Source organism: Blautia faecis (assembly GCF_020554845.1).
In the GTDB taxonomy this organism is placed as follows: Bacteria; Bacillota; Clostridia; order Lachnospirales; family Lachnospiraceae; genus Blautia_A; species Blautia_A faecis.
The window spans coordinates 26,567-40,037 of record NZ_JAJCIA010000011.1 but is presented as its reverse complement, the minus strand read 5'-3'; the positions used below and the strand labels follow the sequence as shown (position 1 = coordinate 40,037).

The window sequence follows — 13,471 nt, the reverse complement described above, 5'->3', positions numbered from 1 at the left end:
AATCTCTCCGGAATGGAGAAAATTCGTATTATTGGTAAAATCTTAAGTTGTCTTTAGATAGTTGCTGCTCACATTCTGATACTGTTTCGGTGATACACCGAAATATTTTTTGAAGCACTTACTGAAGTAACTGACATCGAAAAATCCGACTCTTTGAGCTACTTCTGTCACATTGTAATTCGTTCTTTGGAAAAGCCTGCCGGCCATTTCCATTCGTGTCTGTAAAATATATGCTCCAATCGTTGTATCTGTCTGTTTCTTAAAAAGAAAGCACATATACTGAAGATTGACATCCAGTGCATCCGCAATCTGCTCAAGGCACAATTCATCATCCTGATAATGTGCCTTGATGTATTCCTTTGTTCTTCTCACAATGGCAGAATTGCTGCTATTCTTTGAAAGATGTACCTGCTGTAAAATCTGTTCTCCATAGCGAATGAGTTCCGTCTGAATTTCTGAGACAGAACTGATTTCTATATAATCACTGGAAAAAAGCTTGCTGTTTTTTTCAACCGTTTCTGTCACTCCGTATTCCATAGCGAAATCCAGCAACGCAGACGACACCTGGTTGATCTGCAGCAAAAACTGTTCCCGAGATGGCTGGAGCAATGCAAGAGAGTCTGCAAATGTCCGCAGCATTTCTTTTACTAGGCTCCTCTGATTTTGTCGCATAGCAGCAACCAGCCGTTGGATAAAATCATCATTTTGCAGCAGATAGCCGTTTTCCTGCTGCTCTTCAGTGGCATCCTCTACGTAAAAAACGCCGGAATATTCATAAAAACACCGTTTTCGTTCCAACGCAAACGCTTCAATATAGGAGTCATAAAGCTGATTGGCTTCTGTATAAAATCCTCCAATTACAGCAGTGGTTCCAAGATCGCCCTCCGGGTCACATACCTCAATCGTTTTTTTCAGCAGCGACCGAATCCACTCTGCATCATAAGGTGATTCACATATTCCTACAAGAAGGCAGAGCGATTTCTGGAAATTAATGTAACTGATGCAGCAGTTTTTTTCTCCAAGTAGTTCACAAAACACATTTTCTACCGTAAAGTAGTAAAGCTCATAATCTGTTTTTTTCCAGTTGCCCGGTAAATGATTAACCCGGTAAAGTATGGCGACATGGCGCTTGGCATCCAGTCGATAGCCCACCTCAGAAGCAAGCTTCTGCATTCCCTCCTGATCCTTATCTTTTCTTACAAACTGTGATGCTGCAAAATGTCTCATATAATTTTGATAGTTTCGCTTTTTTTTATCCAGCACCTCCAGATTTTGATCCTTTTTCACTTCCTGATCGATTCGTTCACTGGTTTGCCTGAGACTCTTATGCAGACTCTCGACTGTCACAGGCTTCAGCAGAAAATCCTGTACTCCCATCTGAATGGCTTTCTGCGCATACTCAAACTTGTCATAACCGGAAATGATAATAAAGCGGGTCTGAAGTGCTTGTTTCTGTATATATGAAATTACATCAAAGCCTGTCATCTGTGGCATACTGATGTCGATCAAAATAATTTCCGGATGATACTGTTCAATCAGCTCGATACCAAGCTTTCCGTTTCCGGCGTCACCTACCACAGTAAATTCATCCTTAAAGCTCCTGACATATTTTATTAACGCCTGTCTGAAAAAATACTCATCATCAATAATAACGATTTTCTTCATATTGCTTTCTCCCCGCTGTTTCTTGGTCTCTTTCCAGTATAGACGATGCTGTTTCGTCTAAATGTTCCAGTTTCGGAATCCGTAATATCACGATTGTCCCTTTCCCTGGTTCACTTTCCAAGCGGATGCCGTATTCGGTTCCATATAAAAGTCGCACACGCCTGTTGATGCTGAATAATCCGAAAGAACCCTTTTCCTCTCCACGGGCTTCGTCAAGATTCTTATTCAGCTGACAGAGTTTTTCCGGTTCAATTCCGTTTCCATCATCCTTTACGGTAATTACAACAGTATCCGCTGCATTTTTTATGCTCAGTGAGACGAAACACATACGACCATCTGATGCTGTTCCGTGAACAATCGCATTCTCCAGAATCGGTTGCAGAGTCAATTTTGGAATTACGTACTGTTCCGTTCCCTTTTCACATACGATTTCGTAATCAAAATACTCCATGTGGCGTAATTTTTCAATGTATAAATACTGTTTTACCATATCAATTTCTGTAGCAATGGTTATAATATTGGATCCCTTGCTTAACGAATTGCGATAGAATCTGGCAAGTGTAGAAATTGCTTCGCCTGCCTCATCATAAATACCAAGATCTATCATAGATTTGATCATTTCAAGCGTATTGTACAGAAAATGAGGTTTAATCTGCTCCTGTATCAACCGAAACTGATAGTCATTTTTTTCACGTTCTTCTTCATAAATGGTTTGTAAAAGCTGTTGTGTCTGTTCGGCAAATGTATTATACCCACGGTATAAAATCTGGATTTCTTCGGAAGTTCCAGGCACTTCTACCGGTGCATAGGCTTCTTTTACTACATTCTTCATGACCTCACTCAGATCCAGGATTGGCCCAGATATGGCTCTGGCATTCCACCAGGATAAAAGTGCAAAAAACAGAATCACCAGTAAATTACAGATAAAAAAGATCCTTGCAAACAAATGCTGTTCTTTCATCAGCTCATCCATTGGAATCACATGAATGAGCTTCCAGTCTGGCAGTGACATTTGTGTTGAGCAATAGACAACATTTTCCTTGGTTAAATAGTCCTGTGTTTCCAGATTCTCTACATCCCTCTTGGAAAAGGGAAAGGCTTCCCGTATGGTTTTTCCTGTGTAATTCAGGTCCGATGCAAGTAAAATAGTATTTTCCTGATCCGTTATGTAAAACGTAACCTCGCTGTTATTTGGCCTGTAGTTTACAAATGGCGAGGCTATAGTTGATGCTTCGATGAAAAACATAAGGTATCCATAAGTTTCTCTTGTATTTAAATCAACAATCGGCTTTGATATCAAAAAAACATATTTTCCGTTTTCCTTTAATGTTTCTCTTGCAGGCAAATAAAAATAAGGACCTGTTATCATCGCCTGTCTTGCATTTTGATGCTGTTTCATTATCTGTTCTTTATCAAACGAATCCAGTTCCGACAGATTATATCCGCCAGCCTGAAAAAAACTTCCGTCTTTCGCCATAATATCCCACATTGCAATATTAGGGCTCAGGGCAATAATGGCATTAATAATGGTATTGATTTTTTTGCGGACAGCATATTGTTCTGCTTCAGATCCCGGCAGTGTTGGATACGTTCGGGCGATACGGATAATTCCATCATTGATCGATGCTGATATGCTGAAATTGATGACGTGCTGTAGTGTACTTTCCAGATTATCTGTGATAGAAGCAAGCTCTCGCCTGGTACTGCTTACTGCAAGCTGCGAAAAATGTTTTTGTGAAGAAAACTGAAACACCCCCATAATGAGCAACATAATTCCTAAAAAACATCCAACAAAAGAGAAAAAAATCCGGTTTCTCAATTTTGCAAACCATTTTTGTACTTTTGTCATAATTTCCTCCATTTTCATGATCTGTACTGCTTTTCTTAATTTTTATTATAACCAGTTTATATCTGTTTCTCAATCAATAATTTCCCACAAACTAGGGTGTGTTTGGAAAATGCTTTCTGCAAGATGTGCGTCACAGCTTGTGGAACCTTTGTCCCGCAAAGTGAGGAATGCAGATTCCAGAAAGGAGCAGATGTTTCATGGATGAAGTGTTAGATGAGCGCAAAAGAAAAATGTGAAGATAAAAAAGATGAAAGCGAAGAGTGTAAAGAAACAGATGGTATTCAATATAGCGATAATGATATAAATAATTTTATAAATAAAGCAAAGAAGATTATGCTGGAAAGATATTGTGAATTAGAAAATGGGTCATTAAGAAAGGATGATGAGGAAAGAGATAACATACGTCGTTATATATTACAAAAATATCCAACGGTTGTAGAGAAATATAAAAGTCATCATAATCGCTAGTTTCACGCTCTTGTTTCAATCTTCCCAGCTTTTTTCCGATTTCTCTTGGAAAAATATCTGTTGCAACATATGTCTTATTAAAATATGCAACAGCATCTTTATGTCTCTTAAAATCTACCTCTTCTAAAGCCAAAACCGCCTTCACCGCATAAAAAGCGGCATAATAGCTACGGTTTATTGAATCCTTATAATGTTGACTTTCCAGACATAACGCAGATACCCCCAACGTCTCGATTGCGCTTCTCATGCGATATATACACAAATCAACTTTCTTTTCACTCACTGACTACTACCCCCTCATCTCTCACATTTCGATAAAAAGGTAACGTATCTACCCAATATTCATACTGTTCTTCATTTTTGATAACCGGAGATATTTCAATTCCTGTGCTCATCTCGACATCAAAAGCCAGATCGTAAATATCATTTTTAATAGCTCTGATTTCCTCGTCAGACAATTTTACCAGTATCATAATATCTACGTCAGAATTATCTCGATAATCACCCCTGGCATATGAACCATATACAATAACTTTTGTCAGCTTTTCACCCAGCATACGCTTCACTTCCTGGGAAAATTTATATATAATACTACTTACATTTTCTGGCATACAATCACTTCCTTACTGATAAATGGTTCCCGTGTTCTCTTTTTCTCAGTATAGCATATTTTTCTATAATATTTCCACTTATTTTGCTTTTAATGCAATTACACTGAAACAGATAAAAACAGGTCAATCCATAGGTCAATTTTATCTGGACACCTCCGCCAGCCCTTATTTTATGGGCATTCCATCCTAAAAGTATAGCGGACTCTGACTCCGTCATTTCAAGGTTCGAATCCTTGTAGCCCTGCTAAGTGGAGCACCTCAGATGAGGTGCTTTTTTCGTATTATGAAAGTCCCGGAAGCCGCGTAGTTACTGGCTTTCTGGGACTTTTAAAATTTTTTCTGAAATTGAACTAATCCATTTTTAAAGGATTATCTAATACATAGTACAAAGAAATATACTCATCACCATTTCATTCCATTCTCTAATGATTAGTCTATCTGTTTCAAGAACAACACCTGTTAAATCAACATTTGCATTCATAAATCTATCACTCCTCAATCAAATTGCTCGGTCAGTTATATTTCGGTATTTCCAGGCTCTAATCAATCTTCTATAATTCCCCAATTACTTCATGCTGCCACCTTTCCCTGTCCGTATCAAAATAACGTATCACCTTGCATGGATTCCCTACTGCAACACAATTAGGAGGGATAGGGCGGGTAACTACGCTTCCAGCCCCTATCACGCTGTTTTCTCCTATAGTGACTCCGGGAAGAAGAATACAGCCACCGCCAATCCAGACATTGTTTTCTATCTCTATCGGACGTGCATAGGTTCTGAAAAATGTTGTCTTGCGTTCCCTCCAATCCGGCACAAGCCTTTCCTGTGGCAATACAGGGTGCGAAGATGTATACATCTGCACATTTGACGCGATCAATACCCTGTCACCAATCCGGATAGTTTTGTTATCCACAAAGGTACAATTCATATTGATTATCACATCATTTCCCAAAAATATATTTTTCCCATAGTCACAATGAAAAGGCGTGTCGATTACCACGTTTTCTCCTATTCCACCCAACAGCTCCCGAAGAATGGAAGTGCGTTTTTCTATATCTCCATAATCAGAAAAATAATATTCCCTTGTTAATTCCCTTGTGCGGGCAATCTGCTTTAACGTATCACTGTCCGCAGTTTCCAAAAAATCACTGGATTCGTAATACACAATATCCCTCCTTAACGAAAACTGTTTTCCACAATACCTGGAAGCAGAGAATAGATAGAACAGCCGATCTGATTTTCAAACTGTTCTTTAATCTCTAAAATCTTTTTCCACCTGTCTATTGTCGCTGTGTGAACACCGTACCGTATTGTCACGTCTACAAATCTCTTTTCCAAAAGACAGAACCCCGTCGGCATAGCCAATGCGTCACATAACTGTACAAGACGGTCATAATCATCATATACCGCATTTGCAACAAATTCTTTCATAAACAGGTAATCCTGATCACTGACATCAAACTCACCAATAGATGTAGCAATATCCTGTATCATAAATGCGTGGGATATACATATCTGTGCAGCTTTTTCCCATCCGCGCTCCATACAGTACCGATAGCCGTCTATCAGATGCCTTTCCGAACTCACTCCGGCATAGCGTCCAATATCATGCAACAGCCCGAAAATATATGCCTGTTCAGAAGATAAATCTTTACAATGTGATGCGATGTTTTTACAGGCTTCGGCTACAAACCGGGAATGATCTGCCCATGCTCCCGGATTGGATTCTGACGCTTCCCTTAATGCCAATTCTGCGGTCTGAATATTTAGTTTTACCACTTTGCGCTCACCTCCTGTAAATTGCTGATTTACTTTACAGGTATCATTATAATGCAAAAGACATAGGAAAAATATTTCTATTTCGCCATTACCTATCACTATTCTGCCATTTTTTTCTATATTCTATAGGTGAACAATGTGCATATTCTCGAAAAACCTTTCCAAAATAACTGCTACTACCTAAACCACACTCATGACTGATAACAGTAACAGCTTCCTGCCCCTTTGCCAACCTCTGACAGGCAACTTGTAAACGGTAAGTTGTTATATACTCGACGGGTGTCATGTGCAGACAGTCATGGAACACTCTATAGCATTCCCTTTCGCTTAAATATGCTGCCGCAGCAAGTTCCGGAATAGATATTTTTTCTCTGTAATGTTCATGAATGTATATCATCAGCAGCTTTATTTTATCGTTGCTTTTGTTATGTTCCCCTTTCTTTTCACGCATAGAACGAGAAAGTTCAAAAAACATGAGCCATATTTCCGTTAGGGCTTCCCGCAGTTTTATTTCATATCCAAATTCATCACTGGATAAACGAAATGAGGCAGCAAGCAGTTTCAAAATCCTTTCTTCTTCTGCATTGCCTGGAAAAAGCGGGATTACCTCGATCTGCGGGGCTGTTATGACAGGTGCAATATATTTTTGTTCAATCCTGCTTCCCTGTTCTCCGGCAAGTAAGGAAACATCGAAAATATGAAGTAGCTGTATATTCTTTTCTCTCTGCGATATTGCTTTTGTCATATGGAGTACATTGGGATTTATCATGCCACCGCTTCCAGCCGGAAACAATATTTTTCCTCCTGGCGTATCATATTCAATGCTGCCGCTTTCCATATAAAAAAGTTCCACTGTCCTGTGCCAGTGCCACGGTACATAACCCCCTATATACTTGTCGAGTTCTGCCCTCGAAGCGATATAGGGAAAATCTTTTTCAAAACCGGGAAGCAATTCTTCCTTGCTTCCAGTATAAAATTCAATGCTATGGATATTTTTCATGTCTGTTCACCTACACATCCGGGATTTTGTATCTGTTTTATGGATTAAATATACTGGTGTGGATACAAGAGAGTGCAGCCGATGCTTTGAATACGGATTGCAAAATCAAGCCATTTATCGTTCATTTTTACGCCTCTCAATAGCTGTAATTCTTTACCTGGAACAGGTTACTTCTCCATCCTCTTTGCTATAGTCAAACTTCCCATCATTTTTCTCTTCCAAAGCTTTTATCATATGGTAGGTATATTCATTATACGGCGTAGGAATCCCAAGTTCCCGCCCCATGCGGACCAACGCGCCTGAGAACATATCAATCTCCGTATGGCGTCCCGCATCCAGATCCTGCAGTGTGGAATATCTGGCTGATAGGGGAACGACACTTCCATGTCCAGAGGATGCAACAGCCTTACTTATATCGATTCCTTTTGCAGAAGCAATGGCTTCCAGTTCTCTTCTAAGTCCGTCGCTGATTGCTTTCATATGAACGCTGTCCTGGTAACAGCCAACTCCTGCCCCTAGAATTGCCTGGGGCAGATTATTGCATACATTCAGTCGGAATTTGCTCCACATTTCTTCCCTGATATATTCTGTAGAGCGATAATGCAGTCCGGTATCTGCAAAAAGAGCCTCAATGGCCTGCACACGTTCACTGTCATAGGGTGCGCAAGGCTCTCCGAAAATAATGCCAATGGTGGTTTCCGGGTTAAAACAATATCCATTTTCCTCTTTATGGGAAGCAACTTTTATTACCGAATAGATCACATGGGAAGCTCCAATTTCATCGGAAATCAATTTCTCACTGTCCACGCCGTTCATAAGACTCATGACCGTGGTATTCTCTCCTGTAACCTGGCGGATGCTGTCCATTGCACCTGGCAGCGCTCCATATTTCAAAGACACGATCAGCAGGTCTATCCCTTTTGCTTCCTGGGGTGTCCATACTTCCGGATGATAAACCTCATCATTGATCGTGCAGCCTTTTTTCAATTTCTCCGCACGCTTACCCTCTGCAAGAACTCCCAGCCGGATATCCTTCCGCCTGGAAAGCCCCCATATCACATAAGACCCAACCGCACCTGCGCCAAGAACTGCAACTGTTTTTATCTTCATTGTCTTAACCTCCCATGTATATTTTCCCTTCTAGACAGATATTACTATTTTATCATTATCTGATAAAAACTCCATACAAAAATTCTTGCTTTTTTCTACTTGACTCCACAATCCAGGCGGTCTATTCTTTAAACAGACATAAGATTGAGAATCTTTTCGCAACATATTTTACCATTTATTTTTTGGGGGATTTTTTCATATGAAGGTTGTCATCGCAATTGATTCTTTAAAAGGAAGCTTAAGCTCAATAGAAGCCGGAATGGCCATCAGGGAAGGAGTTCTTCGGGCAAAACCGGATGCAGAAGTCATCGTAAAACCTCTCGCAGACGGCGGAGAGGGCACTACGGACGCCTTGATCGAAGGCATGAACGGAGAGCGGATCGATCTGACCGTCACCGGACCCATGCATGCTCCAGTCAATGCTTATTATGGATATCTGAAAGACAGCAATACCGCTGTCATGGAAATGGCTTCCGCTGCCGGGATCACACTGGTTCCAGATGATGCAAAGGATCCTCTTCTTGCTACCAGCTATGGTGTGGGCGAAATGATAAACCATGCCCTCCAGAAGGGTTGCCGCAATTTTATCATTGGAATCGGCGGAAGCGCCACCAACGACGGCGGCATCGGTATGTTAAAAGCTCTTGGCGTACGTTTTTTGGATGAAAATAATGTGGAGGCAGGCGAAGGCGGACAGGCACTGGCGAAGGTTTCCAGAATCGACATTTCCGGCCTGAATCCGCTTTTAAGAGAAGCTCATATTCAGGTGGCATGCGATGTGAATAACCCTCTTTGCGGTGAAATTGGTTCCACATATGTTTACGGTCCGCAAAAAGGTGTGACAGAAAATCAGAAAAAGCAATTAGATGAAGATATGGCACATTTTGCGCAAATCACTTCCCAAGCTCTGGGAACGGATTACTGCAATACCCCTGGTGCCGGTGCTGCCGGAGGGCTTGGCTTCGCCTTTCTCTCCTACCTGGGGGCGACGCTGACGCCTGGGATTGAACTGATTCTGAATGCTGTAGGACTGAAGCAGGAACTTTCTGATGCGGACGTGGTAGTCACCGGTGAAGGCCGCCTGGATTTTCAGACAGCCATGGGAAAAGCACCTGTAGGCGTGGCAAAGCTGGCAAAAAAGCACCATGCAAAGGTTATCGCATTTGCCGGAAGTGTCACAAAGGAAGCCGCCGCCTGCAATAAAGAGGGAATTGATGCTTTTTTCCCAATTTTACGAAATGTCTGCACACTTGCGGAGGCTATGGATCCTGCCACTGCAAAAGCCAATATGACTGCCACTGCCGAGCAGGTGTTCCGGCTGCTTTAAGCGATATAATGGTTTAATTCTGGCTGTAAACCGAATTAAACCATTATATCGCCTTTCTCCATTTATCCTATTAAAACTTTCTTCCCCTCAAACGCAAACCCATAATGCCTGATCCGCTCCTGTGTAATCCCCAGTCCCAGAAGCTCTGCATCGTATTTTTTCTCTATTATCTGATCGAGTGCAGATTCCACAGTATCTTCAAGTGTTTTTTCCGAATCTGGCTCACGCACCTTAAATTCCAAAATAATTGCATTATCCCGCTTGCTCTTGGGAAGCAGCATTACATCATATCTTCCAAAACCACTTTCTCTGTTAGAACGAACATCATAACGATCTCTGATTTCTATCAGAAGCCCCAGCACAAATCCATGGTAAAAACGTTCCGGTTGTGTTCTCTCAGAGACATATTTTCCAACATCAAAGCTGCTGAACGTTGCAAGTGCAACATCATTCATATACAGATTCATAGCCTTAACATTTCCCTCAAGTAAGGCTCTGATAAATTCATTATAATTTGATGCTACCGGAGCAAACCATCCTTTAAACATATTAGAAAACATGCTTACCGTTTCCAGATTTGTTATATCCAGATGATACCATGGCTCCAGCGTCATTCCCCGATATTCCACGTCCTCCACTTTCAAATACCCACTTGCCACAAGCAGACTCCATATTGCACTTTCATCCTGCTCTAACTGGCTGAATACAACCTGCTCATCAAAGCTGACAGTAATCAGTTCTCCATTTAAAAGCCTTTCCATCTGCTTTTTCATATCAGCCGAAGCCGTCTGGATTAATTTGCTGATAAGTGCATTAGAACTTGTTGCCGCCCAATATGGCTTTAGTTTCTTTTCCTTCAGATAATTCGTAATTGACCAGGGATTGTAAATATCCCGCCTCTGACCAAAAATAAATCCATCATACCACTGTTTTACTATCTGTTTTTTCTCAGACATTCCAAACGCATCTAAGGCTGAAAAGACCTCTTCTTCTGTAAAACCGAAGCAATCTGCATACTGCTCTGATGTAGTCGTAATCACCGCAAGATTATTTAAGTCCGAAAATACGGATTCTTTTGACACATGGGTAATCCCAGTCATCACCGCTCTTTCCAGATAAGGATTTGTTTTAAAGGCTGCATTAAAAAGCCCCCTCATAAATCCGATAAATTCATCCCAATATCCATGTATATACGCTTCCTGCATGGGCGTATCATATTCATCCAGAAAAATCAAAACCTTTTTTCCATATAATAATTTTAAGTATTTGGAGAGATTTTTCAGCGCATCCTGTGCTGTCACATCATTCATTTCTTCCGTGACAGACAATATATTCTGCTTCTCGCTTTCAGAAAAGCACTCCTGCTGTTCCAAATAGCGATGCTGTCTATACACATCCACAATAATATTTTTAATCTTCTGAACCGCATCCTCATAATTATTCTGCTTCACATCTGCAAAGCTAATAAAAATCACCGGATAGGTTCCCTGCAGCTCGCGATATTTCTCCTCTTCCCAAATGGAAAGTCCCTCAAAAAGGTCTCCTCTTTCTGCATACTGTCTTGAAAAAAAACAGTTCAGCATACTCATATTCAGTGTTTTTCCAAATCTCCTCGGACGGGTAATAAGGGTAATATCATCTGCATTTTTCCACCACTGCCTGATGAAATCCGTTTTATCAATATAAAAATAGTGGTTTTCTCTTAAAGAAACATAATCCTGTTTTCCAATACTGATAACCTGTCCCATACCTCACCCTCGCTTTCAAATGCTACGTCTCAAATTAATTCTCGTGGAACCGCGAACTCCGCCTGCGGCTACGTTTGCGTAGCGTAATAATTTGATGCTACGCCTTAAATTATTACTTCATTATACACTATCATCTGAATGCTTTACAAGAACAAGACCACCGGTAGCCACAAAATATTGCCAACCGATGGTCTCCTCCATTTACTCTCTCCCGACCCGGGATGCCATCTTCTCCTTATACATCTCCTGATCCGCTTCCTCGAAGGTCGCTTCCCCATTCTCCACAGTGCTGATGCCAAAGGAAACACTCACCTGCAGTATCTCATCACTGCGCTTCACCATCTGCTCCTTCATTTTCTGAACCAGCACCTCCGCTTTTTCCTTGGAAGTATGTGGACAAACCATAAAAATTTCATCTCCACCAACACGCATGGCAATGCATTTTTCCGGCAATACTGCCTTAATTCCATCTGCCACGCTCTGCAACAGCATATCTCCAAATTCATGCCCCTTTGTATCGTTCGTCTGTTTCAGATAATTGCAATCTGCCATGATCACAGCTTGCACATTTCCCAGATGCATTTTCTATCACTCTCTCAATAGTGCAAAAACATAAGTTTATTATACGCCTCCAGATAGTTTTATCAATTTATCCGCATAAATTCAGACTTTTATACTCCGATTCTCGTAAACAATAACCCAAAATGAGCAACACAAAACAGCCGGAAGAATTCTCTCATCCCCTTCCGGCTATTGTCAATTTACATAATTTTATTTTCCAAGATATCCAAGTACACCCTCTGCAACCAAATCTTCCTCACCCGGTTTCAGATTATAGGCATTTAAAAATATCACATTCTCCGGCATGCGGAATTCTGGCGGATAAACACCGATATCAATGGGCTGCGGCAACGCTCTGGTGTATTTGTTGCAGGCCTCGGCAGTCTTTCCCTCTGGAAGTGTCACCAGAAGCAGCGGCTGATAAGTTCCCAGACGTCCTTCATTTCGGAATTCCATTTTCAATTCAGGTTCTCGGCTCACAAGCTTGTCCTCCAGCTTCTTCAAAAGAGCTTCCTGACGGGCAAATCCGTCTTCTGGCTTCTCTGTGACAAACAATTCAAGTGCCGTAATAAAACCAGCCAGTTCTTCTTTTCCAGTCTTAAATGCACGTCCGATCCTTGCATTGGGGCTTGCAGCCATACGGCAGGCCTCAGTCAGATCCTTTCGTCCCACGATCAGGCCCGTACTCTGTGGTCCACGAATATGCTTTCCACCACTGAATACACACAAATCAGCACCAAGTTCCTTCGTATAATACCAGAGATTAGAGCTTGGCGGAAGCTGTGCAGCTGCGTCCACAACAATGGTAACTCCGGTCTTTTTCAATTCCGGGATCACTTCCTCGCAGGTGGGGATTCCCTCCTCATATAGTGTTGCCGGGAAAAGAAATACCGCAGCTGTTTTCTCATTTACCGCATTCACCATAGCTTCAACAGTTGGCTCAACAGAAACAATTTTTGCTCCTGTCAGACCTGTAAGTCTCCAATAAGGAATAATCTCCCGAAACTTTCCATCAAACATGAGAATCTCATTTTTCTCAAAACTCTCCACATGAGGCAACTGATCCAGCTTCTTTTCATCTGGTCCACACATTGCAGCAGCAGCGGAAAGAATTACTCCGCCTGCTGCCCCAGTTGTCACAAAAGCGGACTCATTATTGGTAAGCTCCGCTGCTCGCTCACTTACTTTCTGAAGAAGCAACGGATAATCCACGAAATGCTCTCCCGCCTGGCGCATAGCTTCTACGGTTCTTTCATCCATCAGTGATCCGCCAAGATTCGTATATGTCTCACTGGCGTTGATCAGAGGAGTGATCCCTATTTTTTCATAAAAAGATGTATGCTCACTCATTT

General features: G+C 41.4%; 13 protein-coding genes and 1 pseudogene. 2 read left to right on the top strand and 12 right to left on the bottom strand.

Annotated features, from left to right (window positions below; genetic code table 11):
- Window positions 1–42: 42 nt before the first annotated feature.
- The 3 genes from LIZ66_RS07405 to LIZ66_RS19905 all read right to left on the bottom strand — a co-directional run bounded on the left by LIZ66_RS07405 (window position 43) and on the right by LIZ66_RS19905 (window position 3,673).
- A complete protein-coding gene (locus LIZ66_RS07405) occupies window positions 43–1,665 on the bottom strand; it encodes a response regulator transcription factor (RefSeq protein WP_148463455.1) in 1,623 nt (540 codons plus the stop codon).
- On the bottom strand, window positions 1,643–3,514 hold the full coding sequence (locus LIZ66_RS07400; protein ID WP_173770242.1) for a sensor histidine kinase: 1,872 nt from the start codon (window positions 3,512–3,514) through the stop codon (window positions 1,643–1,645). The genes LIZ66_RS07405 and LIZ66_RS07400 overlap by 23 nt, the downstream gene beginning before the upstream one ends.
- Before the next feature lie 69 nt (window positions 3,515–3,583).
- Window positions 3,584–3,673: a DUF6783 domain-containing protein gene (locus LIZ66_RS19905; RefSeq protein ID WP_368072576.1), complete on the bottom strand. Its 90-nt coding sequence runs from the start codon at window positions 3,671–3,673 to the stop codon at window positions 3,584–3,586.
- Window positions 3,674–3,727: 54 nt separating this feature from the next.
- Between LIZ66_RS19905 and LIZ66_RS07395 the strand changes: the two genes are divergently transcribed.
- Complete coding sequence (locus tag LIZ66_RS07395; protein WP_226822672.1) at window positions 3,728–3,982, top strand: hypothetical protein; 255 nt, start codon at window positions 3,728–3,730, stop codon at window positions 3,980–3,982.
- Window positions 3,983–4,019: 37 nt separating this feature from the next.
- Here LIZ66_RS07395 and LIZ66_RS19165 read toward each other — a convergent pair.
- From LIZ66_RS19165 to LIZ66_RS07365, 6 genes and pseudogenes are all read right to left on the bottom strand, one after another.
- Window positions 4,020–4,229, bottom strand: a pseudogene (locus LIZ66_RS19165) (HEPN domain-containing protein); the annotation flags it as partial.
- 28 nt (window positions 4,230–4,257) lie between these two features.
- On the bottom strand, window positions 4,258–4,593 hold the full coding sequence (locus LIZ66_RS07385; protein WP_148463452.1) for a nucleotidyltransferase domain-containing protein: 336 nt from the start codon (window positions 4,591–4,593) through the stop codon (window positions 4,258–4,260).
- 551 nt (window positions 4,594–5,144) lie between these two features.
- Entirely contained in the window at window positions 5,145–5,759 is a 615-nt protein-coding gene (locus LIZ66_RS07380; protein WP_148463451.1) for a sugar O-acetyltransferase, read from the bottom strand.
- A gap of 11 nt (window positions 5,760–5,770) precedes the next feature.
- Window positions 5,771–6,373, bottom strand: coding sequence for an HDOD domain-containing protein (locus LIZ66_RS07375; protein ID WP_148463450.1), 603 nt, complete (start codon window positions 6,371–6,373; stop codon window positions 5,771–5,773).
- An 88-nt stretch (window positions 6,374–6,461) separates the two neighbouring features.
- Entirely contained in the window at window positions 6,462–7,373 is a 912-nt protein-coding gene (locus LIZ66_RS07370) for an AraC family transcriptional regulator (RefSeq protein ID WP_173774279.1), read from the bottom strand.
- Between the two features lie 153 nt (window positions 7,374–7,526).
- A complete protein-coding gene (locus LIZ66_RS07365) occupies window positions 7,527–8,483 on the bottom strand; it encodes a ketopantoate reductase family protein (protein WP_227200798.1) in 957 nt (318 codons plus the stop codon).
- A 199-nt stretch (window positions 8,484–8,682) separates the two neighbouring features.
- On the opposite strand from LIZ66_RS07365, the gene LIZ66_RS07360 reads away from it, so the two are divergent.
- Window positions 8,683–9,810, top strand: a complete 1,128-nt coding sequence (locus tag LIZ66_RS07360) for a glycerate kinase family protein (protein ID WP_227200797.1) — start codon at window positions 8,683–8,685, stop codon at window positions 9,808–9,810.
- Between the two features lie 62 nt (window positions 9,811–9,872).
- On the opposite strand, the gene LIZ66_RS07355 is transcribed toward LIZ66_RS07360, so the two are convergent.
- From LIZ66_RS07355 to LIZ66_RS07345, 3 genes are all read right to left on the bottom strand, one after another.
- On the bottom strand, window positions 9,873–11,558 hold the full coding sequence (locus LIZ66_RS07355; protein WP_227200796.1) for an AAA family ATPase: 1,686 nt from the start codon (window positions 11,556–11,558) through the stop codon (window positions 9,873–9,875).
- Window positions 11,559–11,759: 201 nt separating this feature from the next.
- Window positions 11,760–12,140, bottom strand: coding sequence for a GGDEF domain-containing protein (locus LIZ66_RS07350; protein WP_195992628.1), 381 nt, complete (start codon window positions 12,138–12,140; stop codon window positions 11,760–11,762).
- Between the two features lie 189 nt (window positions 12,141–12,329).
- Window positions 12,330–13,469 (bottom strand): aminotransferase class V-fold PLP-dependent enzyme, encoded by a 1,140-nt coding sequence (locus tag LIZ66_RS07345; RefSeq protein WP_173736469.1) that lies wholly within the window; start codon window positions 13,467–13,469, stop codon window positions 12,330–12,332.
- Window positions 13,470–13,471 lie beyond the last annotated feature (2 nt).

Coding starts and splice junctions, on each gene's coding strand:
- LIZ66_RS07405 (WP_148463455.1), bottom strand. CDS start 1,665: ATGAAGAAAATCGTTATTATTGATGATGAGTATTTTTTCAGACAGGCG.
- LIZ66_RS07400 (WP_173770242.1), bottom strand. CDS start 3,514: ATGACAAAAGTACAAAAATGGTTTGCAAAATTGAGAAACCGGATTTTT.
- LIZ66_RS07395 (WP_226822672.1), top strand. CDS start 3,728: ATGAGCGCAAAAGAAAAATGTGAAGATAAAAAAGATGAAAGCGAAGAG.
- LIZ66_RS07385 (WP_148463452.1), bottom strand. CDS start 4,593: ATGCCAGAAAATGTAAGTAGTATTATATATAAATTTTCCCAGGAAGTG.
- LIZ66_RS07370 (WP_173774279.1), bottom strand. CDS start 7,373: ATGAAAAATATCCATAGCATTGAATTTTATACTGGAAGCAAGGAAGAA.
- LIZ66_RS07365 (WP_227200798.1), bottom strand. CDS start 8,483: ATGAAGATAAAAACAGTTGCAGTTCTTGGCGCAGGTGCGGTTGGGTCT.
- LIZ66_RS07360 (WP_227200797.1), top strand. CDS start 8,683: ATGAAGGTTGTCATCGCAATTGATTCTTTAAAAGGAAGCTTAAGCTCA.
- LIZ66_RS07355 (WP_227200796.1), bottom strand. CDS start 11,558: ATGGGACAGGTTATCAGTATTGGAAAACAGGATTATGTTTCTTTAAGA.
- LIZ66_RS07350 (WP_195992628.1), bottom strand. CDS start 12,140: ATGCATCTGGGAAATGTGCAAGCTGTGATCATGGCAGATTGCAATTAT.
- LIZ66_RS07345 (WP_173736469.1), bottom strand. CDS start 13,469: ATGAGTGAGCATACATCTTTTTATGAAAAAATAGGGATCACTCCTCTG.